The 25,421-nt window shown below is 62.5% G+C and carries 21 protein-coding genes, 4 tRNA genes and 1 pseudogene; 16 read left to right on the forward strand and 10 right to left on the reverse strand.

Annotated elements, in window-relative coordinates:
- Positions 1-1,281, forward strand: a 1,281-nt coding sequence (locus A5636_RS25695; protein ID WP_253900636.1) for a rolling circle replication-associated protein, incomplete at its 5' end; no start/stop codon positions are given.
- Positions 1,282-1,476: 195 nt separating this feature from the next.
- Here A5636_RS25695 and A5636_RS18170 read toward each other — a convergent pair.
- Positions 1,477-2,151: a TetR/AcrR family transcriptional regulator gene (locus tag A5636_RS18170; protein WP_065160073.1), complete on the reverse strand. Its 675-nt coding sequence runs from the start codon at positions 2,149-2,151 to the stop codon at positions 1,477-1,479.
- 689 nt (positions 2,152-2,840) lie between these two features.
- On the opposite strand from A5636_RS18170, the gene A5636_RS18180 reads away from it, so the two are divergent.
- The 7 genes and pseudogenes from A5636_RS18180 to A5636_RS27755 form a co-directional block, all read left to right on the forward strand.
- Complete coding sequence (locus tag A5636_RS18180; protein ID WP_065160038.1) at positions 2,841-5,918, forward strand: RND family transporter; 3,078 nt, start codon at positions 2,841-2,843, stop codon at positions 5,916-5,918.
- A gap of 5 nt (positions 5,919-5,923) precedes the next feature.
- Positions 5,924-6,823, forward strand: coding sequence for an alpha/beta fold hydrolase (locus tag A5636_RS18185; protein WP_065160074.1), 900 nt, complete (start codon positions 5,924-5,926; stop codon positions 6,821-6,823).
- 208 nt (positions 6,824-7,031) lie between these two features.
- Entirely contained in the window at positions 7,032-7,637 is a 606-nt protein-coding gene (locus A5636_RS18190) for a TetR/AcrR family transcriptional regulator (protein WP_065151109.1), read from the forward strand.
- Between the two features lie 473 nt (positions 7,638-8,110).
- Entirely contained in the window at positions 8,111-8,533 is a 423-nt protein-coding gene (locus tag A5636_RS25700; RefSeq protein ID WP_081287866.1) for a plasmid replication, integration and excision activator, read from the forward strand.
- Positions 8,530-9,885 (forward strand): cell division protein FtsK, encoded by a 1,356-nt coding sequence (locus A5636_RS18195; protein WP_065160039.1) that lies wholly within the window; start codon positions 8,530-8,532, stop codon positions 9,883-9,885. Before A5636_RS25700 ends, A5636_RS18195 begins: the two co-directional genes overlap by 4 nt.
- Positions 9,886-9,895: 10 nt before the next feature.
- Positions 9,896-10,123 (forward strand): helix-turn-helix transcriptional regulator, encoded by a 228-nt coding sequence (locus A5636_RS25705; RefSeq protein ID WP_081287867.1) that lies wholly within the window; start codon positions 9,896-9,898, stop codon positions 10,121-10,123.
- A 135-nt stretch (positions 10,124-10,258) separates the two neighbouring features.
- A pseudogene (locus A5636_RS27755) lies at positions 10,259-11,119 on the forward strand (site-specific integrase); the annotation flags it as partial.
- A 194-nt stretch (positions 11,120-11,313) separates the two neighbouring features.
- Here the strand turns inward: A5636_RS27755 and A5636_RS18205 are convergent.
- The 3 genes from A5636_RS18205 to A5636_RS18215 form a co-directional block, all read right to left on the reverse strand.
- Positions 11,314-11,390, reverse strand: a tRNA-Phe gene (locus A5636_RS18205).
- 33 nt (positions 11,391-11,423) lie between these two features.
- Positions 11,424-11,500 (reverse strand) — tRNA-Asp (locus A5636_RS18210).
- A gap of 32 nt (positions 11,501-11,532) precedes the next feature.
- Positions 11,533-11,605: transfer RNA gene (locus A5636_RS18215), tRNA-Glu, on the reverse strand.
- A gap of 125 nt (positions 11,606-11,730) precedes the next feature.
- On the opposite strand from A5636_RS18215, the gene A5636_RS18220 reads away from it, so the two are divergent.
- A tRNA-Lys gene (locus A5636_RS18220) sits at positions 11,731-11,806 on the forward strand.
- Positions 11,807-11,859: 53 nt separating this feature from the next.
- Positions 11,860-12,678, forward strand: coding sequence for a TIGR04255 family protein (locus A5636_RS18225; protein WP_065160041.1), 819 nt, complete (start codon positions 11,860-11,862; stop codon positions 12,676-12,678).
- Positions 12,679-12,682: 4 nt separating this feature from the next.
- Here A5636_RS18225 and A5636_RS18230 read toward each other — a convergent pair whose 3' ends face one another.
- Positions 12,683-13,588: an SAM-dependent methyltransferase gene (locus tag A5636_RS18230; RefSeq protein WP_065160042.1), complete on the reverse strand. Its 906-nt coding sequence runs from the start codon at positions 13,586-13,588 to the stop codon at positions 12,683-12,685.
- A 54-nt stretch (positions 13,589-13,642) separates the two neighbouring features.
- Here A5636_RS18230 and A5636_RS18235 point away from each other — a divergent pair, with 54 nt between their 5' ends.
- Positions 13,643-14,143, forward strand: coding sequence for a nucleoside deaminase (locus tag A5636_RS18235; protein WP_216638853.1), 501 nt, complete (start codon positions 13,643-13,645; stop codon positions 14,141-14,143).
- A gap of 123 nt (positions 14,144-14,266) precedes the next feature.
- Here A5636_RS18235 and A5636_RS18240 read toward each other — a convergent pair whose 3' ends face one another.
- Complete coding sequence (locus tag A5636_RS18240) at positions 14,267-15,295, reverse strand: oxygenase MpaB family protein (protein WP_065160044.1); 1,029 nt, start codon at positions 15,293-15,295, stop codon at positions 14,267-14,269.
- A gap of 67 nt (positions 15,296-15,362) precedes the next feature.
- On the opposite strand from A5636_RS18240, the gene A5636_RS18245 reads away from it, so the two are divergent.
- From A5636_RS18245 to phoU, 5 genes are all read left to right on the forward strand, one after another.
- The gene (locus tag A5636_RS18245; protein ID WP_065160045.1) at positions 15,363-15,968 is read left to right on the forward strand and encodes a TetR/AcrR family transcriptional regulator; all 606 of its coding nucleotides are present in this window, start codon (positions 15,363-15,365) and stop codon (positions 15,966-15,968) included.
- Positions 15,969-16,117: 149 nt separating this feature from the next.
- Positions 16,118-17,140 carry an acyl-ACP desaturase gene (locus A5636_RS18250; protein ID WP_065160046.1) on the forward strand — a complete coding sequence of 341 codons (1,023 nt, stop codon included), beginning with the start codon at positions 16,118-16,120 and terminating at the stop codon, positions 17,138-17,140.
- A gap of 3 nt (positions 17,141-17,143) precedes the next feature.
- On the forward strand, positions 17,144-18,277 hold the full coding sequence (gene dusB / locus A5636_RS18255) for a tRNA dihydrouridine synthase DusB (RefSeq protein ID WP_065160047.1): 1,134 nt from the start codon (positions 17,144-17,146) through the stop codon (positions 18,275-18,277).
- A 182-nt stretch (positions 18,278-18,459) separates the two neighbouring features.
- The gene (locus A5636_RS18260) at positions 18,460-20,754 is read left to right on the forward strand and encodes an LCP family protein (RefSeq protein WP_065160048.1); all 2,295 of its coding nucleotides are present in this window, start codon (positions 18,460-18,462) and stop codon (positions 20,752-20,754) included.
- A 58-nt stretch (positions 20,755-20,812) separates the two neighbouring features.
- On the forward strand, positions 20,813-21,451 hold the full coding sequence (phoU, locus tag A5636_RS18265; protein WP_065160049.1) for a phosphate signaling complex protein PhoU: 639 nt from the start codon (positions 20,813-20,815) through the stop codon (positions 21,449-21,451).
- Here the strand turns inward: phoU and pstB are convergent.
- From pstB to pstS, 4 genes are read right to left on the reverse strand one after another with little or no spacing between them, the layout of a single operon-like run.
- The gene (pstB, locus tag A5636_RS18270) at positions 21,448-22,224 is read right to left on the reverse strand and encodes a phosphate ABC transporter ATP-binding protein PstB (protein ID WP_065160050.1); all 777 of its coding nucleotides are present in this window, start codon (positions 22,222-22,224) and stop codon (positions 21,448-21,450) included. The genes phoU and pstB overlap by 4 nt on opposite strands.
- Before the next feature lie 37 nt (positions 22,225-22,261).
- Positions 22,262-23,176 carry a phosphate ABC transporter permease PstA gene (pstA, locus tag A5636_RS18275; protein ID WP_065160051.1) on the reverse strand — a complete coding sequence of 305 codons (915 nt, stop codon included), beginning with the start codon at positions 23,174-23,176 and terminating at the stop codon, positions 22,262-22,264.
- Positions 23,173-24,210 (reverse strand): phosphate ABC transporter permease subunit PstC, encoded by a 1,038-nt coding sequence (pstC, locus tag A5636_RS18280; protein WP_437339842.1) that lies wholly within the window; start codon positions 24,208-24,210, stop codon positions 23,173-23,175. The genes pstA and pstC overlap by 4 nt, the downstream gene beginning before the upstream one ends.
- Before the next feature lie 60 nt (positions 24,211-24,270).
- On the reverse strand, positions 24,271-25,359 hold the full coding sequence (gene pstS / locus A5636_RS18285) for a phosphate ABC transporter substrate-binding protein PstS (RefSeq protein ID WP_065160075.1): 1,089 nt from the start codon (positions 25,357-25,359) through the stop codon (positions 24,271-24,273).
- Positions 25,360-25,421: the final 62 nt, after the last annotated feature.

The following is a 25,421-nucleotide window of genomic DNA, read 5'->3' on the forward strand; positions in this document are numbered from 1 at the left end:
GGCCGTGTTCCGGCTGGGACCAACGGGCTTGTTATATGTCCCAAAAGTGTCCGCGACACCATCGATCACGGAGCTGACGCGGATTTCTCGGTTGCAGATGTGCTGGGATTCCGTTTTCCGGGTCCCGACATGGTGGCCTCGGCGGCGACATTGTTTGAGCCCGCGCAGCCGTGGGCTTCTGGCCGGGATCGGCTTGGCCTGGAACCCGAATCCGGTCGGTTCCGAATCACTATCGGGCCTGGTGTCGTTCGGCTGGGCTGGACCCGGCCCGTTCGCGCCGAGAAGGCATCCGAGCGGTCGGTCGAACGGCACCGACTCGATGTGGCCAACGAAGAGGACCGCTTGAAGGCTGGCCGGGACGCGCCCGCTCCGCCTGTGCGCACGATCACCGAATGGTCCCGCAAATCACGAGCCGCGATGTGCCGTACGTTTGCCGAGCTCGATTACACGCCGCTGGTGGAAAGCGGGCGTGTGCCCGCGATGGTCACGCTGACCTATCCCGGCGACTGGGAATGCGTGGCGCCTGACGGGGCTAGCGTAAAGCGGCACATGGTTTTGTGGCGCAAGCGGTTTCAGCGGGAGTGGGGTGAACCGGCTCGCTACATCTGGAAGCTGGAATTTCAACGTCGCGGCGCACCGCATATTCACTTGTGGATGGCTCCGCCAAATGGCCTCGGTCGATCGGGCCGCAAATTCCGGGACTGGCTATCGCAGGAATGGGCCGACATCGTTGGCCATCCCGACGCCGAGCAACGATCGCGCCACCGGCTCGCTGGCACAGCTGTCGACATTCTGAAGGGATTGCGGGCCTTCGACCCTAAACGTCTCGCTGTTTATTTCACAAAACATTCCTCACCGAATATGTTGAGCGACAAGGAATATCAGCACATAGTTCCACAAGCGTGGCAAGAGCCGGGCCGGGGGCCAGGGCGCTACTGGGGAGTCCATGGGCTACAAAAGGCAATCGCAGTCGTAGAGATCTCCCAAGATGCCTACCTGATGGCCCGCAGGATCATCCGCCGCTGGTCACGCTCACAGATCGTCTACGGCAACGGCAACTTAACTCTTTCCTCCACGGCCGCGGCAAGAACCGCCCCACGCTCGGTTCGACGCCTGAGAATCACTACGGGAAACCTACGTCGCCGAACCGTCCGGCGACGACGTCTTCTGTGCGACCAAGGAGGACTAACCGGTGGGTACGCCCTCTTGAACAGCGGACCGGCATTCGCACTACAGCTTGCGGCGGCGTTGTACGGGCGGTCGCGAGCGCTACCTCGTTAGCGCTCGATGCGATAACGAGGTAGCGAACTTGTCAAGCTTTCAGCTTGTGGTCCTTCCTTCTCTGCGGTTCGGCGGCCGGCCACTCGGAAGTGGGCACACTCGCGCCTGCAATCAACCTCACCGATACGTTTGGCGCGTCGCTAGGCGATACCGGGTTCAGTTCCCAATCACCGGCACCCGAGTCGTTCTGGTCGCTTAACTCGGGCTTGGGCGGCGGGCGGCACGCTTGCGGGCATTGGGCTGCGCTGGCGGCTTATCAGCAGTGCGACGGTGGGCGGCAAGAAAGTCATCTACGATGCGTTCACAGTCCTGACGCTCGATTGCACGCAATCCGGTGAGGCGTGCGAACGCCACAGGACCTACGAGTTGGCACATCACGAGATCTACGTCGAAGTTGTCGAGTTCCGCTCGGGCGTTGGAGCTTTGGAGTAAAAGATCAAAGGGATGGCGATAGTGATCGACGATTCGCGTTCGTAACGCGTGCCGGTCAGAGGTGCCGCCGTCGGATGTCGGCCCCAGTGCGACCCAGGCCAGTGTGGTGACATGCAGCGGGGCTTCCTGGAACAGGGTGGCCTGTCGACTAAGCAGTTCAATGAGTTGATCACGTAGGGCTCCCGTGGCTGGTGCCGGCGTGACCTGTGGCAGCAATCTTTCGAATGTGGCGGCGAGTAGCTGCGTAGAGCTGCTGAAATGCCGATAGAGCGTGGTTCGCGCGACTTTGGAGGCTTTCGTGACCGCGTCTACGGTCACTGCTTCAATGCCCCCTGCGGTGAGCAGTTTCGTCGCGGCGTCTAGAAGTCGGGTCCGCGACCGCAGCAGGCGCGGGTCAGCCTCGTCGTCGGCCCGGAGTTCAACAACATCACGCTCCACGTAGGTCACCGTAACCCCACCGGCACCGCAGAGACGGCGAATCACCTTTGATCCCGCCAACAGTCCCTGTAGTATCGCTACGATACTGTTAGTATCGTAGCGATACCGTAAGTTTTGTTATCGGTTCGAGATCGACCTAAGGGGGACGAATGACAAGGCACTATCGGCCAGCAGAAAGTGGTGATGAGCGATGAATCTCCTGCACCCTTTGACTGGGAATCGAACATGGATCCGCGCTGTGGAGCGGTTCAATTCCGCCTTGCGCCACACGCTGGTGCGTAGGGACCAAACACACAGCACCAAGGGAGACCTCGTCGAACCGCGCCATTACCCGCGCCGGTCGTACTCGTTCTTAGATGACGACCTGATGAACCGGGAGATGTACAACCACGTCCACGAAGAACCGATAAGGCTGAGCTCGCGTATAGCGTTTCGCCTTCGTCGTTCGTGAGTTGTCGAAGCTGCTCATTCGTCAACTAGGGCTTCTTCCTGTACAGCCACGAGGTGTGGCGCATCTAGCTTATTTCGTTCGCAACATGCCGGCGCCGGCCTTCGCTGAGTGGATGGAGGCCAAATCCCGTTTCTGGCGCGTTTGACGTGAACCACGAACGGGTACGACCCGACGCAAACGGTACTCATAGTTTCGCTGAGATACCGTTGGTTTTGTTAGTAAATGGGGGGGACAGGGGATGGTAGACACCGGGTGGCTCACTTCGGGCGTGGCCACACTGAGCCGTCCCGTCCGACGGCAACTCCGCAAAGTTGCCGCAGGCGACGGCGCTTACAGCGAACGGCTGGCCCGGCTGGCGGAATTCAGCATCCGGCATAAGGCACTTGTCATCGGGGCCTGGGTGATGATGGCAGCAACCTTGGCTCTGTTGTTCCCACAGTTGGAGACCGTCGTTCGGCAACAGTCGGTGACCCTAATACCGCGGGATGCTCCGTCGCTGCAAACAGTGGAGCGCATGAGCGCAGCATTTGGTGAGCGCGGGTCGAAGACGAGCATATTTATCGCGATGGAAAATCCGGCGGGGCTGACTCCGCCAGTGCGCCAACGCTACAACTCGATGGTTTCGCGGTTGCGGGCCGACACTACCCATGTGCGCCTAGTCCAAGATCTATTAGCCGACCCGTTAACCTCCGCACAAGCCATCAGCGCGGATGGCAAGGCTTGGTACCTGCCGGTCGGGGTGGCGGGAACACTGGGCGATCCCAAAGCCGCGGAATCCGTGAAGGCGGTACGGGCCATCGCCGGCCAGGCATTCAACGACTCCCCCACTACCGTTCGTGTGACCGGACCACCGGCTACCTTCAGCGACCAAATCGATTCTGCTGAAAAGGATCTCGTATTCATCTCTGTGGTTACCGCTGGCCTGATCGCCTTAATCTTGCTGGTCATCTATCGATCCATATTTACCGCAGTGCTGCCGCTGCTGGTCATCGGGATCAGCCTGGCGGTCGGGCGCGGAGTGTTGTCGGCTCTCGGCGAATCAGGCATGCCGGTTTCGCAATTCACCATCGCCTTCATGACTGTGATCTTGCTAGGTGCGGGCACCGACTACTCGGTCTTCTTAATCAGTCGGTATCACGAGAAGCGCCGACAGGACATCTCACCGGATCGCGCGGTCGTTGACGCAACCGCCACCATCGGACGAGTGATTCTGGCGTCAGCCGCAACCGTGGCCTTTGCGTTCTTAGCCATGTTCTTCTCAAAGCTGAGCGTGTTCGGTGCACTCGGGCCAGCCTGCGCGATCGCAGTTTTCATCGGAGTGGCGGCCACAGTGACGTTGTTTCCCCCAGTGCTGGCTATGGCCGCTACACACGGCATCGGAGAACCTAAAGCCGACCGCACGCGTCGGTACTGGAACTGGATCGCCGTCGCCGTCGTTCGGCGACCCGCTCCTCTACTGATTGCCAGCTTGGCGTTAGTCGTAGGTCTAGCGGCCATCGCACTCACCATGCGCATCAGCTACGACGACCGCCAAGGACAGCCCGCCACGACCGCCAGCAACGAAGGCTATCAACTTCTGGACAGACACTTTCCTAAGGACACTGTCATCTCCCAATTCATGGTTGTTGAGTCGCCCACCGATCTGCGCACCAGCCGGGCACTGGCCGACTTGGATGAGATGGCTTCACGGGTATCGCAACTACCGGGCGTTACCAAGGTTTCCGGCGTCACCCGCCCCACCGGCGCGCGCATGGACCAGGCTCAGCTGTCATGGCAGAACGGCCAGATTGGCAACAAGATGGCTGGTGCGGTCGCCGACGGAGACGCTCATAGAGACGACCTGACCAAACTCACCGACGGTGCCGACCAGCTCGCCGGGGCGCTGGCAGAACTTGATACCACCGTACGCACAGCGTTGACGCCTCTGACGAGCCTCCTGACGCAAACCCAAGCCAGCGGCTCTCACGTACAGCGGTTGCGCCCGATGCTTCAACAACTTTCGGCTACCGCGCCAGCCGTGGATCAGGCCATCCGGGCGGGGCCCGGGCTACGACAACAAGCTGAGCAGGCCCAAAGCGCGATTACCACCATCGACCCTCTCGTTGGTGCACTCAACAACTCACCGTGGTGCGCGACTACGCCGGAATGCTCCCAGATCCGCGACCAGGTACAGATTCTGAGTTCCCTGCGCGATAACGGCTTCTTCAGTCAGCTCGCCACTCTCGGCGACTACTACCGTCCTGGCGCCGATACAGCGACCGGAACCTTGGCCGATCTGCAAAGCACCCTTAATGCGCTCGATAGAGCGTTCGGAGCACTAGGTGAGCCCGCCGACATAGCTGGCAATATCCGTCGTCTCCAAAGTGGCATCAGCCAACTCACGTCCGGCGCACAGGCACTAGCTACGGGCGTGCACACCCTTGCCGACAGCAACATCGAGATGCTGTCCGGCATGAGTCGAATCGCGACACAACTGCAAAATTCGGCGCGTGCTAGCGCTGGCTCAGATAACGCCAGTGGCTTCTATCTCCCACCTAACGCCTTTGAAGACCGCCAATTCGCGGGCATGGCAAGACATTTTCTTTCTGCTGATGGGAAAACCGCGCGCTTTGCCATCGAATCCCGCTTTGACCCCTATAGCAGCAAAGCGATGGACCTTGCCCATCAAATCACTGAAACAGCAAACGGCGCGCGACCAAACACTTCCCTAGCTGGCGCCACAATATCGATGGCGGGATTCCCCGCGGTCAACTCCGATATCCAACGCTTACTCTCGGCCGACTTTCACCTTCTGGCCATCGCCACCCTCGTTATCGTCGGTCTGATCTTGGTCGTTCTACTGCGGGCACTGGTCGCGCCGCTCTATTTGCTAGGAACCGTGATTCTCAATTACGGCGCCGCCTTGGGCATCGGAACCCTCGTCTTCCAATACGGCCTTGGCAAGGAGATCGCTTGGCCCGTACCACTTCTGGCGTTCATCATCCTGGTCGCCGTTGGCGCTGACTACAACATGCTGCTGATCTCGCGACTGCGCGAGGAATCCGCCAATAACATCCGAGTTGGCGTCCTGCGAACGGTCGCTAACACCGGTTCAGTGATCACCTCAGCTGGACTCATCTTCGCCGCCAGCATGTTCGGCCTCATGGTCGGATCGGTAGGCATCATGATCCAGACCGGTTTCATAATCGGCTGCGGTTTGCTCCTTGACACCTTCGTCGTTCGCACCCTCACTGTTCCCGCGATTGCTACGCTCATCCGCGACGCGAGCTGGTGGCCACAACGAACGGACTCGCGTTCTTTCCGCGGGGCCCATTGAAAATGATGTCGGGGTCTGAGGAGCAGCACATTCGTGGCGATGACGGCGTTACGCTGGTGGCAGATTATTATCGCCATCCCACTCCTAGTCCGGTCGTATTGCTGCTACATGGCGGCGGCCAGAACCGTCACGCGTGGACTGCCACAGCACGGCGGCTCCATCGCCACGGCTATACCGTCGTCGCCTACGATGCGCGCGGACACGGTGACAGCGACTGGGATCCGAGCGGACAGTACGACGTCGCACGATTGGTCGCCGATCTCATCGCAGTTCGAGGACATTTCACCGCCGAGAGTCGTCCCGCCGTCGTTGGCGCATCATTGGGCGGCATGGTCATTCTCGCTAGCCACCTGACACATTCGCCCAACCTCTGGACTGCTGTCGCACTCGTCGATGTCACCCCGCGACTTGAATTTCAGGGGGCTCACCGAGTTGTGTCCTTCATGTCCGCCCACCCAGCCGGATTTGACACCCTCGACGATGCTGCCGACGTGATCGCCGAATACAACCCGCACCGCCCGCGGTCCGGGAACCTCGAAGGCTTGCGCAAAGTTCTTCGTCAGCAAGCCGACGGCCGATGGACGTGGCGCTGGGACCCGGCGTTTATTAATTCCAATTTCAATGTCACGCAGGGAGAGCTCACGACGAGCTCCGAGCAGTTCGACGTCATTAGCGATTTGCTGTCTCAAGGAGCACGCCGAATCACTGCCCCCACGCTGCTGATTCGCGGCGCACTTTCAGATGTCGTGTCCGAGGACACAGTTCAAGAATTCTTAGAACTCGTACCTCATGCCGAAACAACGGATGTCAGCGGAACCGGGCACATGGTTGCCGGCGACGACAACGACGCCTTTACCGCCGCGCTGATCAACTTTCTCGACCGCACCCTGGGGGCTCCAACGTGAAGCGCCTGCCCTCTTAGTAGCCCAACTTGTCCGCTCGACGGCTAGAGGCCTGCGGTAATCCGACAATTCGCGCTAACCGCTTGGCATCAATACGCCCGCCAGGAGAACAGCCTGAAGAATCTCGCACCGATACGGCCGGTTTCGCTACGCTACTTCACGTACCATAGTGGTGAGCGCACTCGAAAAGCGATGCGGCGGGGGTGGTTGCATGCGATCGGTTACTAGTAGCCCATTGCAGACCAGGCGCCGCGCGCACCTTCTCTCACAGATCGAGGGCAACGCATATAAATTGTTCGCCGAACACGGCTTTTCTGCTGTGACGACCGAGGACATCGCCGTCGCGACAGGCATCTCGATTAGCACGTACTTTCGCCACGTGCCCGCCAAAGAAGATTTGCTCATCGCCCCGGTCCGGCAAACTATCGTTGAAATCGTTGAGTCGTATGAGGCAGGGCCAGACGGTGAATCGGCAGCAGAAACCTTGATCCGCCAGACTGTTGCAAGCGCTCGGCAGCGAACACAACATAGCGGCCTGACGCAATGGCGACAGGGCATCTTGACGGCTCCCCACCTATTAACGAAAGCGGTGCTGATTAGCGAAGACGTCGAACGGCGATTCACCGAAATGGTCGCCGCTCGTATGGGTGTTGACGCTCGTAGCGATATGCGCCCCAGTTTGCTGATCGCGACGAGTCTGGCGACTTCCAAGTTCGTCCTGATGAACTGGCTGAACACCGACCACTGGACGGCTATATCCCCACTGCACCTTCGGTTGGAACAAGCCTTGAGGATCACGCTGGCCGGCTTCGACTGAGACTCTGATGCTTCCAAGGCGCAGTCTGTCATCGATCAGTGGGCCGCAGTCGAGCCCGAGGGGAAGCAGTAGCTACCGTCAGATCAATACGATCCATCTATACGCCTTCGATCGACAGATCGCCGTGCCTAGCTAAAGGCCGAATCCGCTTGGAGCCGAGAATCTTCGAATCACACCAGACGCGAGGGCATCTTCGCGATCGAGGCCTTCCCAGCTAGCGGCGACCAACCCCAACAGCCGTTTCGTGCAGTCTTACACCGTACGTGCTGTGCGCGTACTGCTTTCGACGCTGAGAGCGCGCAGTCGACGTTTGTGACACTGCGAAGGCTGCTTCACCGATCTTCCCGGATACGAGTCGCCGCGCGGTGCGCAGATTTCTTCAAATTGATCCTGCTCGACCGTCGCGTAACTCCGGAACGCCATGTGAGAATCGGCATGGCTAAGAGCAGCAGACTTTCAAGAAAGGGTAGTGAATGGCAGTGCCCAAGTGGCTCAGTGTTTCTCACGCACAGGTGTTTCCGCACCGGGCGTTCGTCGTGTCCGACGTGACGGCGGTGATCGACTATGAGCGGTCGACAAAGGACAACAAAGTCCAGGCGGCCGACCGTGAGTCAGGATATCCGTTATGGCAGGTCGAAGTCCTCGACGGCGATCCGGCAGCGAGCAAACGGACTCGTACCCTCACCGTCAAGTTTGCAACGCCGACACCGCCTGAATGCCCGCCAAATGCCAACGGTATGCCTTTTGCCCCAGTAATTCTCGATGAATTGTGCATATTGCCCTATGTTGACCGTTCGAGTGAAGGCGGTCGCATTGCTTGGTCATTCCGAGCGTCGGGCATGACTGCTGACACAGGCAAGGCAACTTCGTCGGCGTCGGGCCGCGCATCGGCATGAGCCAGTTTGACGACCCCTATCCTGCAATACCCGATGACCCGTATTCGGTACCAGATGCTGATGTGGGTATTGACCTCGACTACCTTGCACACCTGTTAAAGCTCTGCACCGCATGGCTCTTCGGGACGATCGTCGCATTAGGTATCGGGCTCTTCATCTGGCGATTGCGATCCCCTGTCACATACGACCGCTACTTTGGCGTGCATGCACGACAGGCACGCTGGATGGTTTGGAGCTTGACCGCCTGGCCGCGAATCGCCAGGGACTGCGGTTTGTCAACTTCAAGGAGCGTCACTCGAAAAGACATCCAGGGCAAGCCAACCACGAAGACCGTCTGGACTCACCCCGAGATCCTCGGACTACGGATGGCCGATCACTGTCTACGCATGACTATCCGCACGCGGTCAGGCCAGACCGTCGACGACCTCGAAAGGGCGGTCCCCGCAATCCGCGATGCCGTCGGGGCACATTCCGGTCGGTCGACGGTCGTCGCACCTGGCACAGTGCGCATGGAGTTCGTTATGAACGAACAACTTTCGGCGATTGCGACAGCCAAAAGGCCAATCGGAACCGACGCAACTTCCGTCGACATCGGCCGACGCGAGAACGGATCGACCTGGCGTCTTCCCATAGCTGGGCTGCACACCCTGACGGTCGGGTGCTCCGGCGCGGGCAAGGGCTCTATCTTCTGGGGCATCGCCGGTGGACTGGGCCCTGCCGTCAAATCCGGCAGTGCCCTACTGTGCGCAATAGATCTCAAGTACGGGATCGAGGTGTCTGTCGGGTCTTCCCTCTTCGCCAGAGTCGCCACCACAGAATCTCAAGCCGCCAAACTCCTGGCCAAATTGGAAGAGATACTCGACATGCGTGGGCGAGCGATGGCCGGCCACACACGCTCTCACACACCAACCCGCACTGATCCGCTCGTCGTCCTGCTCATCGATGAACTGGCCGGTTTGACCGCTTACATCACGGACGCCGCGCTCAAGAAACAAGTCGCGGCTTCGCTTTCGCGCATCCTGACAAAGGGGCGTGCCGTCGGAGTCGTAGTCGCCGCATTCATGCAAGACCCGCGCAAGGAAATCCTGCCCATGCGCGGACTGTTCACCCAGACCGTCGCCTTAAGGCTTCGGTCACGCGACGAGGTCACGATGGTCCTCGGCGATGGGATGGCCGACCGCGCGCCAGCGCACCGCATCAGCCCCAACGAGCCGGGCACCGGATACGTCGTCACCGAAGACGGTTCAACGACGCGGGTTCGCGCCGACTACTGGCCGGACTCACTGATCCGTTCCGTCGCAAACGAATACAGCAACAAACGTCCAAGCAGCACCACTCCGGCTAAGAACTAAGGATCTTGACATGAGAACTTCCAATACCGCCGATACCGGGGCAGCAGCGTTTCCAACGCTTCTGACTGCAGAGCAGGTGGCCGACCTGTTCGGCGTATCCGCCGCGACGGTGAGCCGATGGGGCGCATTGCGCGATCAGGGAGTAGAAGTGGGGCCACCCTGCTACCCGCTGTCGGACCGCGTAAGACGTTGGGATGCAGCGGAAGTCCGTGCGTGGCTCAGCCAGGTGCGCCGCTGAATGGCCGGCTCGGTACCGCGCGGTATTCGAAAGCGGATCAATTCAGCGGGCCAGGCGCGCTATCAAGTGCGCTACTTGGTGCGTGATCCAGACTCTCCCTCGGGATGGGTTGAAACGTCATCGACATTCGCCACCATGCGAGAAGCGCGGGCCTTTAAAGCCGAGCGCGATGGCGAGGCGGCGATCGGCGCCAGACGTTTCGACCCAAGACTCGGCCGCGCAAGCCTTTCGGCTATCTGGAAGCAATTCACCGCATCGAAACACCCGGCCGTATCACCCAAGACGTGGAGCGGCTACACCCAACATTGGGAACTCCGCATCGGTCCGCGCTTCGGCCATGTCCCGGTCGACGAGATCACCCGCGAAGATGTCCAGCAGTTCATCGGCAGCCTCGCCGTTGGGCCGTGGGCCAAAGTCGCGACGCTGCGCCTGCTGCGGTCAATTCTCGACATGGCTCGCGAAGACGGCCGAATTCACACCAACCCGGCCCAGGGAGTGTCTTCCGGGCGGATGCCGGTGCGAGAACGCCACCGCTATCTCACGGCCGGCGAAGTCGTCGCCCTGGCAGCGGCATGCGGCGACCAGGGCGACATCGTCACGATCTTGGCCTTCACCGGACTTCGCTGGTCCGAACTGGTCGGCCTCCGCGTCGGCGACATCAACCTCGAGACGGGTCGGCTTGAAGTTCGCCAGGCCGCACCGGAAGTAGAAGGCCGAATAATTGTCGGACCGCCAAAGACACGCGCTGCGGTTCGAACCGTCCCACTCCCCCAGGTCGTCATCGACGCCCTCAAGCCACGAATTGCCGGCCGCGGGCCCCGGGAACAAGCGATTACCTCACCCAACGGCGGCTACCTCAGATCCAACAACTGGCGCAGACACACCCACTGGAACGAAGCCCTCAACAAAACCGAACTAGCGCCCCTGACGATTCACGACCTACGCCACACCTACGCCAGCCTGGCCCGGGCATCAGGCGCCGATCTTCGCTACGTACAGAAAACGATGGGGCATTCGACACCGACCGTCACCGCGAATATCTACAGCGACCTCTACTCAGACGAACTCGATCACGTAGCCGCGAATCTCGACCGGCTCTGCAGCACCGTCGCCAACCAGGTGAACGGACAGGAACCGGACAAGACAATCAATCCAAAGAGTGCTGTCACCGCATACAAGCAGGTCAGAGATGGTGGCCAGGGGCGGGATCGAACCGCCGACCTTCCGCTTTTCAGGCGGACGCTCGTACCGACTGAGCTACCTGGCCGGAAGCCGGCAGGCAGCGTGTGCCTCGCCGTGCTGGCGACCCTGACGGGACTCGAACCCGCGACCTCCGCCGTGACAGGGCGGCGCGCTAACCAACTGCGCCACAGGGCCTTGCTCTGCTCCACGGTAGCCCGCGTTGCAAGTACCCCCTACGGGATTCGAACCCGCGCTACCGCCTTGAAAGGGCGGCGTCCTAGGCCGCTAGACGAAGGGGGCCAGAACCGAATCTCTCCGGGGCACTCGCAACGTGATCATCGTTGGGAGCCAGGCCAGCTTAGGTCACCCCGGGCCCAATCCTCAAACGAGGCTCAGACCGGCACACAGTATCCTGAGTCTCCGCTGCCCCTATAGCTCAGTTGGTAGAGCTACGGACTTTTAATCCGCAGGTCGTAGGTTCGAGTCCTACTGGGGGCACCAAGCAAATTTGGGCGGTCCGTTTGAATGCTGCCCGCTTCGATATGCTCGCGGCTATGCTTCCGGACGTGAATCCCGCTGAGGTCCAACCCAACGCCCCCGTCGCCCTGGTAACCCTGGAAATCCGCCACCCGGCCACCGAGGCGCTCACTGAATCTGCAGCCCGCGAACTCAAGCGACAGCTGGTGACCGACCTGCCGATCGAACGCCAGGCCCAGGATGTCCAGTGGGGAATGGCTGCGCCCGGCCAGCCTCCCCAGCCCGTCGCTGACCGCTTCGTTCGCTTCTCCAACCGGGAGAACACCACCGCCGCGTCGCTGAAGAACCAGGCGATCGTGGTCGAGACCAGCGCCTACACAAACTTCGACACCTTCCTCGACGTCGCGATGCGGGTAGTCGACGCACGCTCCGGGGTCTCCTCCCTGGTGGGCATCGAGCGCATCGGCCTGCGGTACGTACTGGAGATCCGGGTGCCGGCCGGCGTCGATGGCCGCATCGAGTGGACCAACTGGATCGACGAAAGCCTGCTCGGGCCGCAACGACTGGCTCCTGGCGGCCTGAGCCTGACCGAATGGCAGGGCGCCGCGGTTTACCGCGAGGCACAACCCGGTCGTTCCCTGATCGTGCGTTACGGCCCCGGCGTCGGCCAGGCGCTCGACGCCAGCTACCACCTGCGCCGGGTGACTCCGGCTCAGACCGGCCAGTTCTTCCTGATGGACATCGACAGCTTCTGGACTCCGCCGACCGGCGCGATCCCGGAGTACAACCGGGACGCGCTGCTGTCCACGTTCCGGGAGCTGTACTCGCCGGCGCAGACGGTGTTCCAGGACATGCTCACCGCGCGACTGAAGGACGAGCTGCTCCGCAACCAGTAGGACCCTACGGGTTCAGTACCGCGCTGGTGTAGGTCACGTCGGCGAATGCCGTCGCAAGTTCGTCGTCGGGGTAGGCGAAGCCGTTGGCTTCGTGCAGCTCGGCGACGGTCATGGGAGACGTCCGCCAGCCGCGGCCGGACAGATAGTCCAGGATGTGGCTTCGCTCGGCGTGGTAGACGAGGTCGTTGAAGTCGATCTCGAATCCGAGCTCGCTCATCCGTTCGTGGTGTGACCGCCAGCGTTCGTCCTGGAAGATCCGCGTGTCCGGAACGAATTCGAAGGCCAGCCGGCTGCCGGTCGCGCTCAGCGCGGTGACGTTGTCGAACAGCGCATCCTGGGCATCGTCCGGCAGGTAGACGAGCAACCCCTCGGCACTCCAGGCCGACGGCGCCTGGGTGTCGAACCCGGCGGCTTTCAGCGCCGAGGCCCAGTCGTCGCGCAGGTCGACGGATACCGTCCGGCGCTCGGCGGTCGGTTCGGCGCCCAACTCGCCCAGCGTCACAGTCTTGAACTCGATGACCTCAGGCATATCGACCTCGTACACGACGGTGCCTGCCGGCCACGGCAACCGGTAGGCGCGCGCGTCCAGGCCGGCTGCCAGGATGACCGCTTGCCCGACACCGTTGCGGGCGGCTTCGAGGAAGAACTCGTCGTAAAACCGGGTGCGGCAGGCCATTCCCTGGGCCATTCGCTGAGGATCGAACTCGGACTCCTCCTCGACAGGAATCTGGCCGTTGACCAGCCGCGTGTAGACGTCGATGCCCACCGCACGTACCAGTGGCGCGGCGAACGGATCGTCGATCAGCGCGAACTGCGGATCGGAAGCCAACGCGCGCTGAGCGGCAACCATGGTTGCCGTCGCACCGACGCTCGTCGCGAGGTCCCAGCGATCCCGATCGGTACGCACCATTTGCTCCCTATGCTGTTTGAGAAAAATATAGACAATCTAGTTAGTATCACGGGCGTGACCGACTTCGCCCAGCGGACCATCGACCTCGCACGCCAGAACGTCGCCGAAGGCGGACGCCCGTTCGCAACTGTCATCGTCAAGGACGGGCAAGTGCTGGCCGAGAGCGCCAACAAAGTGGCGCAGACCAACGATCCGACCGCCCACGCCGAAATCCTCGCGATCAGGGCGGCGTGCACAAAACTCGGCACCGAGCACTTGGTCGGCACCACCATCTACGTGCTGGCCCATCCCTGCCCGATGTGTCTGGGTTCGCTCTACTACTGCTCCCCCGATCAGGTGGTCTTCCTGACCGCGCGCGACGCCTACGAACCGCACTACGTCGACGATCGCAAGTACTTCGAACTCGCCACGTTCTACGACGAATTCGCCAAGGACTGGCAGGACCGTCGACTTCCTATGCGCTACGAGCCTCGAGAGGCCGCAGTAGAGGTGTACCGGTTTTGGCAGGAGCGCAACGGCGGCGACCGTCGCGCGACCGCCGTTCCAGCCGGCTGAGGGGCGAGAGCCCTGCGACGCCGAGTGTGCGTCTCACGACGCGACACGCGGGCTGAGCGTCGCACGATGCACACTCGGCGCGTGGAGTTAGGCCTGGATTTAGGCCCGGATTTAGGCCTGGATTTAGACGACGGGGCAGTAGTGCTTGGGGTTGCCGCGCTCTGCCACTGGCGGCAGGTTACGCGCCGGCGTCTGTGGCAGCGGCGCGTCGGCCGGTAGGCGTCCAGTCGCGCGGTCGAGACCGGCCCGGGCGCGTGGATGCTTGCGGTACCTGGGCGGGACGAACGCGAAGATCACCCGCACCAGATTGCCGAACCGCCGGTGCACCCACTCATCACGGCTGGACCAGGTGTAGCCCAACCGCTCGCGAACGGCAGGGTGATAGAAACCCACGGTCAACCAGATGAACAGCGGCCGCGACAGCCTGGTCAGGCCGCCCCACAACCAGCGCGGCAGCCACGGAGCGATGGGCAGCTTGTCATACAGCGTCAGGTCCAGAACTGCCCGCGTCGCGTAATTGTCCTCTAACACGTTGCGGCACATGTGATCCCAGTAAGCCTGGAAATCCTCCCAGGTCTCCGGCACCGGCCGCATGCTCATTCCGTACATCCGGTACCACTGGACGTGTTCGTCGAAGAGTTGGCGCTTCTCCGCTTCGGTGAGACCACCGCCGAACCGTTCCGCCACCAGGATGGTTCCCATGAAGAATGTGGAGTGCGCCCAGTAGAAGACGTCGGGGTTCAACGCGTGATAGCGGCGCCCCTGGTCGTCGATGCCCTTGATGTCGGTGTGGTAATCACGCACCTGAGCACCGGTGACCGGGGCACGGTCACCGTCGAAGACGACCCCGCCGATCGGGTACAGCGACCGCATCACCCGCGGCAAGGGTTCCCGGAAGAAGGTCGAGTGTTGCTCGACCGCCGCGCCCAACTGGGGGTGCATGTTCTGCATGGATCCCGCGAACGGACCCTGCAGCATGCCGCGCCAGTCGCCGAAGTACTTCCAGGTCAGAGAATCCGGGCCCAGCGGTGTCGGCGGCACTTCATAGCCAGATTGCGAGACCGGGCACCCGCTGGCCAGGCGGGCAGAATCATCGGTTTCTGCATCGTCAGCGCTGGTCACTGGGCAGCCTGCGGACGTATCTTGAGTCACTGGTGATTTCCCTCGGTTATCAGCAAAACTGACTACGTACGTTGTCAGAATCAAGTCTAGGAGTGAAGTGCAGCCGGGTCAACGACAGGGCCGGTGGTCGGGCGTCCCCTTGGCGGACCGCCACGCCCTACGCCGGGACAAACTTGTCGCCGCCGGCGTGCACCTGCTCGGCAGCGAAGGTGGTCCTGCGCTCACCGTCCGCGCGGCGTGTCGCCACGCCGGTCTCACCGAACGCTATTTCTACGAGAGCTTCACCGACCGCGAGCACTTCGTCCGCGCTGTCTATGACGACGTCTGCACGCGGGCGATGGCAGCACTCACCTCGGCCAAGACCCCCCGGGAAGCCGTCGAGCAATTCGTCGCCCTGATGGTCGATGACCCGGTTCGCGGACGCGTGTTGTTGCTGGCGCCCGCTGTCGAGCCGGTTCTCACCCAGTCCGGTGCGGAGTGGATGCCCAACTTCATCGAGTTGCTCCAGCACAAGCTGTCCCGGATCGCCGACCCGGTGATGCAGAAGTTGGTGGCCACCAGCCTGGTAGGGGCCCTGACCGGCCTTTTCACTGCTTATCTGAACGGACGACTGGGCGCCACGCGCGGACAATTCATCGACTACTGCGTCGACATGCTGCTCAGCACAGTCGCGGCCCACGTGCCTTCGCTCGACCACCACTGAGAGCGGTTAGCCCGCGCCGGCATCGGGCACCCGATTGACTGGCGACAGTGCCCTAATCGTGATGCGCCACACCGCCGACAAACTTGAATGCTACTGACCGACACAGATATATTGACTGCAACTACGAGACACAGATAACTGGAGGGACCATGTCAGCTGAGCTGACCAACCTGCAGCTGCTTCAGGAACTTGAACCAGTCGTGGAGAAGTGCTTGAACCGGCACGAATCCATGCACAAGAACTGGAACCCGCACGACTACATCCCATGGTCGGACGGCAAGAACTTCTACGCGCTCGGCGGGCAGGACTGGGAGCCCGGACAGTCGCAGTTATCCGACGTAGCCCAGGTCGCGATGGTGCAAAACCTCATGACCGAAGACAACCTGCCGTCCTACCACCGCGAGATCGCGATGAACTTCGGCCTGGACGGCGCTTGGGGCACCTGGGTGAACCGCTGGACCGCCGAAGAGAACCGGCACGGGATCGCGTTGCGCGACTACTTGGTGGTGACCCGCGCGGTCGACCCGTACGAACTGGAGAAGCTGCGTATCGAGGTGGTGAACCGGGGCTTCAGCCCGGGTCAGAATCACCAGGTTCGCGCCGATCTGTTCGCCGAGAGTCTGTTCGACTCGGTCATCTATGTCACGTTCCAGGAGCTGGCAACCCGGATCTCGCACCGCAACACCGGCAGGGCGTGCGAGGAGCCGATCGCCGATCAGTTGCTGGCCAAGATCTCGGCGGACGAGAACCTGCACATGATCTTCTACCGCGACGTGACGGCGGCCGGGTTGGACGCTTCGCCGAATCAGGCGATGCGGTCGCTGCACAAGGTGCTGCGCAACTTCCAGATGCCGGGTTACCAAGTTCCCGAGTTCCGCCGCAAGGCCGTCATGATCGCCGTCGGCGGGGTGTACGACCCCCGCATCCACCTTGACGACGTGGTGATGCCAGTACTCAAGAAGTGGCGCATCTTCGAGCGCGAGGACTTCACCGGTGAAGCGGCCGCGCTCCGTGATGACCTGGGCAAGCTGGTCGAAGAGCTGGAAGAGTCCTGCGAGAAGTTCGAGATCTCCAAGCGGCGCCAACTCGAGCGGGAAGAGCGCACAGGTAAGCGGGTCTCCGCGGCCGAGCTGCACAAGACGGCCGGCAAGCTGGTGATGAGCGGGCGGTAATCGTTGCGTATCGGCGCCATTCAGCTGGCCAGCCCGGTGGTGCTGGCCCCGATGGCCGGAGTGACGAACGTCGCGTTCCGCACGCTGTGCCGCGAGCTCGAACAGTCCAAGGTCGGCACGATCAGCGGACTCTATGTCTGTGAGATGGTGACCGCGCGGGCGCTCGTCGAGCGTCACCCGGTCACCATGCACATGACCACGTTCTCCCCGGACGAGACGCCCCGCTCACTGCAGCTCTACACCGTGGATCCGGACACCACCTATGCGGCCGCCAAGATGGTCGCGGACGAGGGATTGGCCGATCACATCGACATGAACTTCGGCTGTCCGGTGCCCAAGGTGACCAAGCGCGGTGGTGGCGCGGCGCTGCCCTACAAGCGCCGGTTGTTCGGCCGGATCGTGGCCGCCGCCGTGCGGGCTACGGAAGGCACGGACATCCCGGTGACGGTCAAATTCCGGATCGGCATCGACGATGACCATCACACCCATCTGGACGCCGGACGCATCGCCGAAGCCGAGGGTGCAGCTGCGGTCGCACTGCACGCGCGCACCGCCGCTCAGCGTTACTCCGGCACCGCTGACTGGGATCAAATCGCGTGCCTGAAGCAGCAGGTCCGCACCATCCCGGTACTGGGCAACGGTGACATCTACGACGCCAGCGACGCCTTGGCCATGATGGCCAGCACCGGGTGCGACGGGGTGGTGATCGGACGCGGTTGCCTTGGTAGGCCCTGGCTTTTCGCGGAATTGTCGGCCGCCTTCACCGGCAGGCCGGCGCCTACCCCCCCGACGCTCGGTGAGGTTGCCGACATCATCCGCCGGCATGGTGAGCTGCTCGCCGCGCATTTCGGCGAGGACAAAGGCATGCGCGACATGCGTAAGCACATCGCCTGGTACCTGCACGGATTTCCGGCGGGCTCTGACCTGCGACGGGCATTGGCGCTGGTCAAAACACTCGATGAGCTTGACGCGCTGCTGCGTCGGTTGGACGGCAGCGTGCCGTTTCCCGAGTCCGGAAGCGGTCCGCGGGGGCGCCAAGGCTCGCCGGCGCGGGTGGCGCTGCCCGAGGGCTGGTTGGCCGACCCGGACGACTGCCGGGTGCCCGATGGTGCTGACATGATGCACTCCGGCGGGTAAGCCGCAAGTCAGGGTGGCCGAACCGAGACGCTCTTGAAATCGCGTCTCAGCCGATAAAAAAGTACGATATGGGCTTAATGCAGTTACGCGGCGTCAGCTATGGCGGCGCTGCGTTGACGTTTGCGCGTAAACCGCACGCAACCTCGCGGACGTCCAGCTAGACCCTCGGAGGCCGGTAGGACATGAGTGACGGCGGCAAAGACGCCACTCCTGCCCGGCGGCGCGCCTCCAGCGCCGACGGCGGTGATGATTTCAATACCTCAAACTCGCAGCCGATGCCAGGCGCCGCGCCGTGGGAGCGCTTTTCTGACACAGATCGCCCGCACGAGTTGCATCGCTGGTCACCCGGTCCGATTGGGAAATCGCAGGCGCCAGACGGTGACGGCAATAAGAACGACGGCGGCAATAAGAACGGTGACGGCAATAAGGACGGTGACGAGGCCGCGGCCGGAAACCGTAACGGTGGCGCGCTGAGCGTCGCTGAGCTGATTGCCCGGCTCGGTGCGACTGTCTCTGAGCGACCCGCCAATCATCACGTCGCCGAGGACTCCGACGACGACGCCGAGTTAGAACACCAGTCCCCGCCCGCCGACGAGGCCCACTCAGAACACCAGTCCCCGCCCATCGACGAGGCCGACTTCGAGATCGACGAGAAGCTCGACACGCAGGTCCTCCCGATTCCGGCGTACTCCCTACAACTGCTTTCCGAGTTGCCCGATCTGGGCGATGCCAATTACCCGCACGATCCTTCGGAGGACGAGGACGAGGACGAGGACGGGGAAACCCCGACGACCCGGAAACTGCGCAAGCGGCGTCGCAAAACCGCTGAACCCAGCGCCCGGGCCCCCAAGAACCGGCAGTCCAAAAAGCCCAAAGAAAAGCCCAGAGAAGAGCGCAACGAGAAGCCCCGCCGACGCCCGGTACTGATTGCGGGCCGCTCGGTACTGACGATCGTGGCGCTGTTGGCGTTGGTAATGACCGGCGGTGCTTGGCAGTGGAGCTCTTCGAAGAACGGCCAGCTCAACGTCGTCAGCGCACTGGACCCGGGTTCGGCCGACATCGTCGACCCCAATGCCCAATACGGCGACGAGAACTTCCTGATCGTCGGGATGGACTCCCGGCTGGGTGCGAACGCCAACGTAGGCGCCGGCGATACCGAGGACGCCGGAGGCGCACGCTCGGACACCGTGATGCTGGTGAACATTCCTGCGGACCGCAAACGCGTGGTCGCCGTTTCATTTCCGCGCGACCTCGCGATCAATCCCATCCAGTGTGAAGCCTGGAACCCCGAAGACGGGAAATACGGACCCATCTACGACCCGAAGACAGGTACGACGGGTCCCCGAATGGTCTACACCGAGACCAAACTGAACTCGGCGTTTTCCTTCGGCGGGCCCAAGTGCCTGGTCAAGGTGGTGCAAAAGCTCTCAGGCCTGAGCGTCAACCGATTCATCGCCGTTGACTTCGTCGGATTCGGCCGCATGGTCGAGGCGCTGGGCGGCGTCGAGGTGTGTAGCACCACGCCACTGAAGGACTACGAATTGGGCACGGTGCTCGCCCACGCCGGACGCCAGATCATCGACGGACCGACCGCGCTTAATTATGTGCGGGCCCGGCAGGTCACCACTGAGAGCAATGGGGACTACGGACGCATCAAGCGCCAGCAACTTTTCCTGTCATCGCTGCTGCGGTCGATGATCTCCGAAGACACGCTGATGAACCTGAACAAACTCAACAACGTCGTCAACATGTTCATCGGCAACAGCTACGTCGACAACGTCAAGACCAAGGATCTGGTCGAACTGGGCCGGTCGTTGCAGCATATGGCCGCCGGACACGTCACCTTCGTCACCGTGCCCACCGGCGTGACCGACCAGGACGGCAACGAGCCTCCCCGCACAGCGGACATGAAAGCGCTTTTCGCCGCGATCATCAACGACGACCCGCTGCCGTTGGAGAACGACCAGAACGCCCAAAGCCTGGGAGCCTCCCGTACGTCCACTACAACGCCGACGACCCCCAAGAAGGCGCCCGAGGCCGCACCCAACAACGAGACACACCACGAGCAGGTGACCACCACCTCCCCGCATGAGGTCACGGTGCAGGTCTCCAATGGGACAAGCACCGCCGGCCTGGCCGCTACAGCAGCCACCCAGCTCAAGGGCCACGGGTTCAACGTGATGACTCCGGATGACTATCCGAATTCGTTGAAGACCACCACCGTGTTCTTCTCCCCCGGCAACGAGCAGGCCGCCGCGACAGTGGCCGCAGCGTTCGGCACCTCGAAGGTCGCGCGGGTCACCGGGATCGGCTCGGTGATTCAGGTCGTGCTCGGACCGGACTTCAGCTCGGTCGGCACGCCGCCGCCCACCGGGTCCTCGATCAGCATGCAGATCAGTCGCAGCCCGAGCAGCACGCCGACCCGGCTGCCCGAGGATCTCACGGTCACCAACGCGGCCGACACCACGTGCGAGTAGCCGCCATGACGCGCGCCGCCTCACCGCATTCCGTATATGGAGAACGTAGGCTTTACCCATGAGGACCGCTTACCATGAGCAGCTCGCGGAACTGTCCGAGCGGCTAGGTGAAATGTGCGGGCTGGCTGGTCTGGCGATGGAGCGGGCCACCCAAGCCCTGCTGCAAGCCGATCTGGTGCTGGCCGAGCAGGTGATCACCGACCACGAGCGGATCTCGGCGCTCAGCAGCCAGGCGGAGGAAAGCGCCTTCGTCCTGCTCGCCTTGCAGGCGCCGGTCGCTGGTGATCTGCGAGCTATCGTCAGCGCGATCCAGATCGTCGCCGACATCGACCGGATGGGTGCGCTCGCGTTGCACGTCGCCAAGATCGCCCGTCGCAGACATCCCCAGCACGCGCTGCCCGAAGAGGTGAATGGCTACTTTGCTGAAATGGGCCGTGTCGCAGTCGAATTGGGCAACGGTGCGCAAGAAGTCCTGCAAACCCGCGACCCGGAGAAGGCCGCGCGGATCCGCGAAGATGACGACGCGATGGACGACCTGCACCGGCACCTGTTCAGCGTTCTGATGGACCGGGAATGGCGGTACGGCGTGGCCGCCGCCGTCGATGTGACGTTGCTCGGACGGTTCTACGAACGCTTCGCCGACCATGCCGTCGAGGTGGCGCGCCGGGTCATCTTCCAAGCCACCGGCACGCACTAACCGAATCGGCCGGAGATGTAGTCCTCGGTGGCTCGCTGGTTGGGGTTCGAGAAGATTTTCTCGGTGTCGTCGATCTCGACCAGACGGCCTGGTTTGCCTACCGCTTCCAGGTTGAAAAACGCCGTCTGATCACTCACCCGGGCGGCCTGCTGCATGTTGTGGGTGACGATGACGATGGTGTACTCCTGCTTCAACTCACTGATCAGTTCTTCGATCGCCATCGTCGAGATCGGGTCCAGCGCGGAGCACGGCTCGTCCATCAGAAGCACGTCTGGTTGGACCGCGATGGCCCGGGCAATACACAACCGCTGTTGTTGCCCGCCGGACAGTCCGCCACCGGGCTTGTCCAGCCTGTTCTTGACCTCGTCCCACAGGTTGGCTCCGCGCAGCGAGTGTTCGGCGGTCTCGTCGAGCACCTGACGTTTGCGCACCCCCTGCAACTTCAGTCCAGCCACCACATTGTCACGAATTGACATGGCCGGGAACGGGTTTGGCCGCTGGAACACCATGCCGATAGCTCGGCGCACACCGACCGGGTCAACGCGGGAGCCGTAGATGTCCTCGTCATCGAGCAGCACGCTGCCTTCCACCCGGGCACCAGGAATCACCTCGTGCATCCGGTTCAGCGTGCGCAACACGGTTGTCTTGCCGCAGCCCGACGGGCCGATGAACGCCGTCACACTGCGAGGCAGAACCGACAGCGACACGTCGGCGACCGCGTGGAACGCTCCGTAGTAGATGTTGACCTCTTTGAGGTCCAACCGTTTAGCCACGAAATACAGCTCCTGCCTTGTTACTGCCTTGCACGGTTCATGTCTTCTTGGGGGCGAAAATCTTCGCGACCACCCTGGCGCCGGTATTGATCATCGCAATGAGCAGGATCAGCGTCAGCGCGGCACCCCACAGCCGGTCCGTCGGAACCGAGTTGGTACCAGCACCGGCCGTAGTCTGGTCATACATCATGCCGGGCAGCGAACCCATGAACCCGCGGAACATGTCGAAGTTCATGTCGTGCGCATACCCGACCAGGATGAGCAGCGGCGACGTCTCTCCCAGCACTCGGGCCAGCGCCAGCAGGATACCGGTGAGGATGCCGGACAGGCCGGTCGGCAGCACCACCCTGGCAATGGTCTTCCACTTCGGAATTCCGAGTGCGTAACTGGCCTCCCGCAGGTCCACCGGAACGATACGCAGCATCTCCTCCGTCGCCCGGGCAATCACCGGGAGCATCAACATCACCAGTGCCAGCGCCACCGCAAACTGGGATCGCGGCAGCCCCAACGCCGCCACCCACACCGCATAGATGAACAACGCGGCCACGATCGAGGGCACTCCGGCCAGGATATCCACCGTGAAGGTGACCAGCCGGGCCAGTGGGCTGCGGCCGCCGTATTCGGCCAGGTAGATGCCTACCAGCACACCGATCGGGATCGAGATCACCGCGCACGCCAGGCCTAACAACAGCGTCCCTACGATCGCGTGGTAGGCCCCCCCTCCTGCCTCCAGGACCGTCATGCCCGCCTGCGAATGCGTCCACCAGTCGCGCGCGGCGAGCACCCGGAACCCCTTGACGACAACCGAGCACAACACCCATACCAGTGGCAGCAATGCGATCCCCATCGCGACGGTAACCAGGATGGTGGCCAAGCTATTGGCTATGCGACGGCGCCAGCCGAGGCCCGAGATAGTCCGCCACTTCAGCGGACGATCCAGCATCGACGTCATCCCTGCGGCCTTCCGGCGCGGGTGCCGGCCACCGCGCTGCGGGCCAGGGCGTTGACGACGAACGTCAGCAGGAAAAGCACCAGACCAGCTGCCACGTAGGCACCCGCTTTGTATTGGTTGTCGAATTCGGTCGTGGTCCCGGCGATCTTGGTGGCGAAAGTGTTACCGCCGTCGAACAGCGACCAGCCGAACGCTTCCTGGGTGCCACGCAGAATGATCAGGAGCGCCATCGTCTCCCCCAGGGCCCGTCCCAATCCCAAGATCGCGCCGCTGAGGAATCCGGATCGACCGAACGGCAGCACGGTCGTCTTGACCACTTCCCAACGGGTGGCGCCCAGCGCCAGCGCGGCTTCGATCTGTCCCTGTGGTGTCTGGACGAACACTTCGCGAGTGACCGCGGTGATGATCGGCAAGATCATCACCGCGAGCACGATCCCGGCGGTGAATATGGTGCCGCCACCGGCCATCGAGGCATTACCCGTGGCGAACAGAAAGCAGTGTCCCAGGTGGGTGTTCAACCAGCCGGCCAGCGGGCGCAGCTGCGGCGCCAGCACGTGCAGACCCCATACCCCGTAGATTATCGACGGCACCGCAGCCAGCAGATCGACCAGATAAGCGAGCAGGCCCGACATCCTCCGTGGCGCGTACTGGGTGAGGTAGATCGCCACCCCGAGGGCCACTGGCGTCGCCAGCAGCAGCGCAAACAACGACACGAAGACGGTCACCTGCAGCAGTTCCAGGATGCCGAACTGCATCGCCGAGGTATCGGTGGTGACCCACGTGCCACCGAAGGTGAAGAAGTTCACCGTATTGCGGGCCATTGCCGGCGCGGCACGCCACGCCAGAAACCCTCCGATGGCGGCGATCAGCAGCACGATCAGAAGGCCGGAGCCTTCCGACAGCCTGCGAAAGATTCGCTCGCCCAGCTGAGGTTTGCCGTAACCCCAGGGACTGATCGGAACGACGGGTGGTTCCGGGAAAGGCGCGGCCACGACCTCGCCCGAACCCGCGTCGGAGGGGTTTGGCGTCGTCACTGTGGGTCCCGTCAATACCGTTACCGCTGGCTCGGCCGAGCCACGGCGGCCCCTGGCGGCTTACTGCAATGCGTTGATCGCGGTGACCAGGCGCTCCTTGACCTTATCCGGCAGCGGGACATACCCGGCGGAGGGAAGACCCGTTTGGCCACGATTGACCGCGGTGTTGAGAAACGCCTTCACCGCCGCGGCGGTGTCTGAGCCGTAACCCTTCGAGCACACAATCTCGTAGGTGGCCATCACCAGGGGGTAGGCCCTGGGATCTGCGGAACCGAACATCGAGCGCAGCTCTAGGACAAGGTCATTGCCGTGGCCGGCGAAAGAGACGGAGTTGGTGGCGTTGCCGGCGCTTTCCTCGGTAAGCGCGACTACGCCGTTACCGGTAGCCAGTTGCGCGAACGGCACCCCGGCGCGATCGGCGAAACCCTTCTCCACATAGCCGATACCGCCGGGGGTGGCTTTCACGCCCTGGATCACGCCGGTAGACCGTTGGGCGCCTTCGCCGATGCCACCGACGAATTCGGTGCCGATCCCGCGTGTCCAACTCTGCGGAGCCGCGGCCGCGAGGTACCGCTGGAAATTGTCCGTCGTTCCCGACGAATCCTTGCGGTAGATCGGCGTGATCTTGCTGTTTGGCAGCGCCACACCGGGATTGAGGGCCTGCAGTATCGGGTCGTTCCACATCCGGATCCCGCCGCTGAAAATCTTGGCCAGCGCATCAGCGTCGACAACCAGTTTGGGCACGTCAGTCAGGTTGTACACCAACGCGATGGCACTGAACACCAGCGGCAGATCCCAGGCAGGATTTCCGTTGCAGCGCTGGGCGGCCGGGTCTATCTGAGCGGCGATCAAAGGTGAGTCGGAGCCGGCGAAGTCGACGTGACCGGCGACGAACTGGGTGCGGCCGGCCCCGGAGCCGGTTGCGTTGTACGCCACCGTTTTTCCGGGACATGACTGGTCCCAAACCTGGTTGAAGATGGCGACCGCGATCTGTTGTGCCGTCGAACCCTCGGCGGTCAGCTTGTTCTTGCCACCGCAGTCAGAGCCGCCGGACGAGGCTCCCTGAGCGGGTGCCGAGACGCGGTTGTCGTCGCTGCCACAGCCCGTCAGCGCTGCACCGCAGGTCGTCGCAGCCAATGCGATAGCCATTGCCCGCTTTACCGAGGCGAGTTTCACAGACTCCACTTCCTGAACGATTTCGACTCACCGTA

This window comes from Mycobacterium asiaticum (assembly GCF_001673315.1).
GTDB classification, from domain to species: domain Bacteria; phylum Actinomycetota; class Actinomycetes; order Mycobacteriales; family Mycobacteriaceae; genus Mycobacterium; species Mycobacterium asiaticum_B.

What these genes read in the sequence shown, in the direction of transcription:
- phoU (WP_065160049.1), top strand. Translation starts at nt 20,813, where the DNA reads ATGAGGACCGCTTACCATGAGCAGCTCGCGGAACTGTCCGAGCGGCTA.
- A5636_RS18185 (WP_065160074.1), top strand. Translation starts at nt 5,924, where the DNA reads ATGTCGGGGTCTGAGGAGCAGCACATTCGTGGCGATGACGGCGTTACG.
- A5636_RS18260 (WP_065160048.1), top strand. Translation starts at nt 18,460, where the DNA reads ATGAGTGACGGCGGCAAAGACGCCACTCCTGCCCGGCGGCGCGCCTCC.
- A5636_RS18225 (WP_065160041.1), top strand. Translation starts at nt 11,860, where the DNA reads ATGCTTCCGGACGTGAATCCCGCTGAGGTCCAACCCAACGCCCCCGTC.
- pstA (WP_065160051.1), bottom strand. Translation starts at nt 23,176, where the DNA reads ATGACGTCGATGCTGGATCGTCCGCTGAAGTGGCGGACTATCTCGGGC.
- A5636_RS25700 (WP_081287866.1), top strand. Translation starts at nt 8,111, where the DNA reads ATGGCAGTGCCCAAGTGGCTCAGTGTTTCTCACGCACAGGTGTTTCCG.
- A5636_RS18250 (WP_065160046.1), top strand. Translation starts at nt 16,118, where the DNA reads ATGTCAGCTGAGCTGACCAACCTGCAGCTGCTTCAGGAACTTGAACCA.
- A5636_RS18190 (WP_065151109.1), top strand. Translation starts at nt 7,032, where the DNA reads ATGCGATCGGTTACTAGTAGCCCATTGCAGACCAGGCGCCGCGCGCAC.
- pstS (WP_065160075.1), bottom strand. Translation starts at nt 25,359, where the DNA reads ATGGCTATCGCATTGGCTGCGACGACCTGCGGTGCAGCGCTGACGGGC.
- A5636_RS25705 (WP_081287867.1), top strand. Translation starts at nt 9,896, where the DNA reads ATGAGAACTTCCAATACCGCCGATACCGGGGCAGCAGCGTTTCCAACG.
- A5636_RS18230 (WP_065160042.1), bottom strand. Translation starts at nt 13,588, where the DNA reads ATGGTGCGTACCGATCGGGATCGCTGGGACCTCGCGACGAGCGTCGGT.
- A5636_RS18180 (WP_065160038.1), top strand. Translation starts at nt 2,841, where the DNA reads ATGGTAGACACCGGGTGGCTCACTTCGGGCGTGGCCACACTGAGCCGT.
- A5636_RS18195 (WP_065160039.1), top strand. Translation starts at nt 8,530, where the DNA reads ATGAGCCAGTTTGACGACCCCTATCCTGCAATACCCGATGACCCGTAT.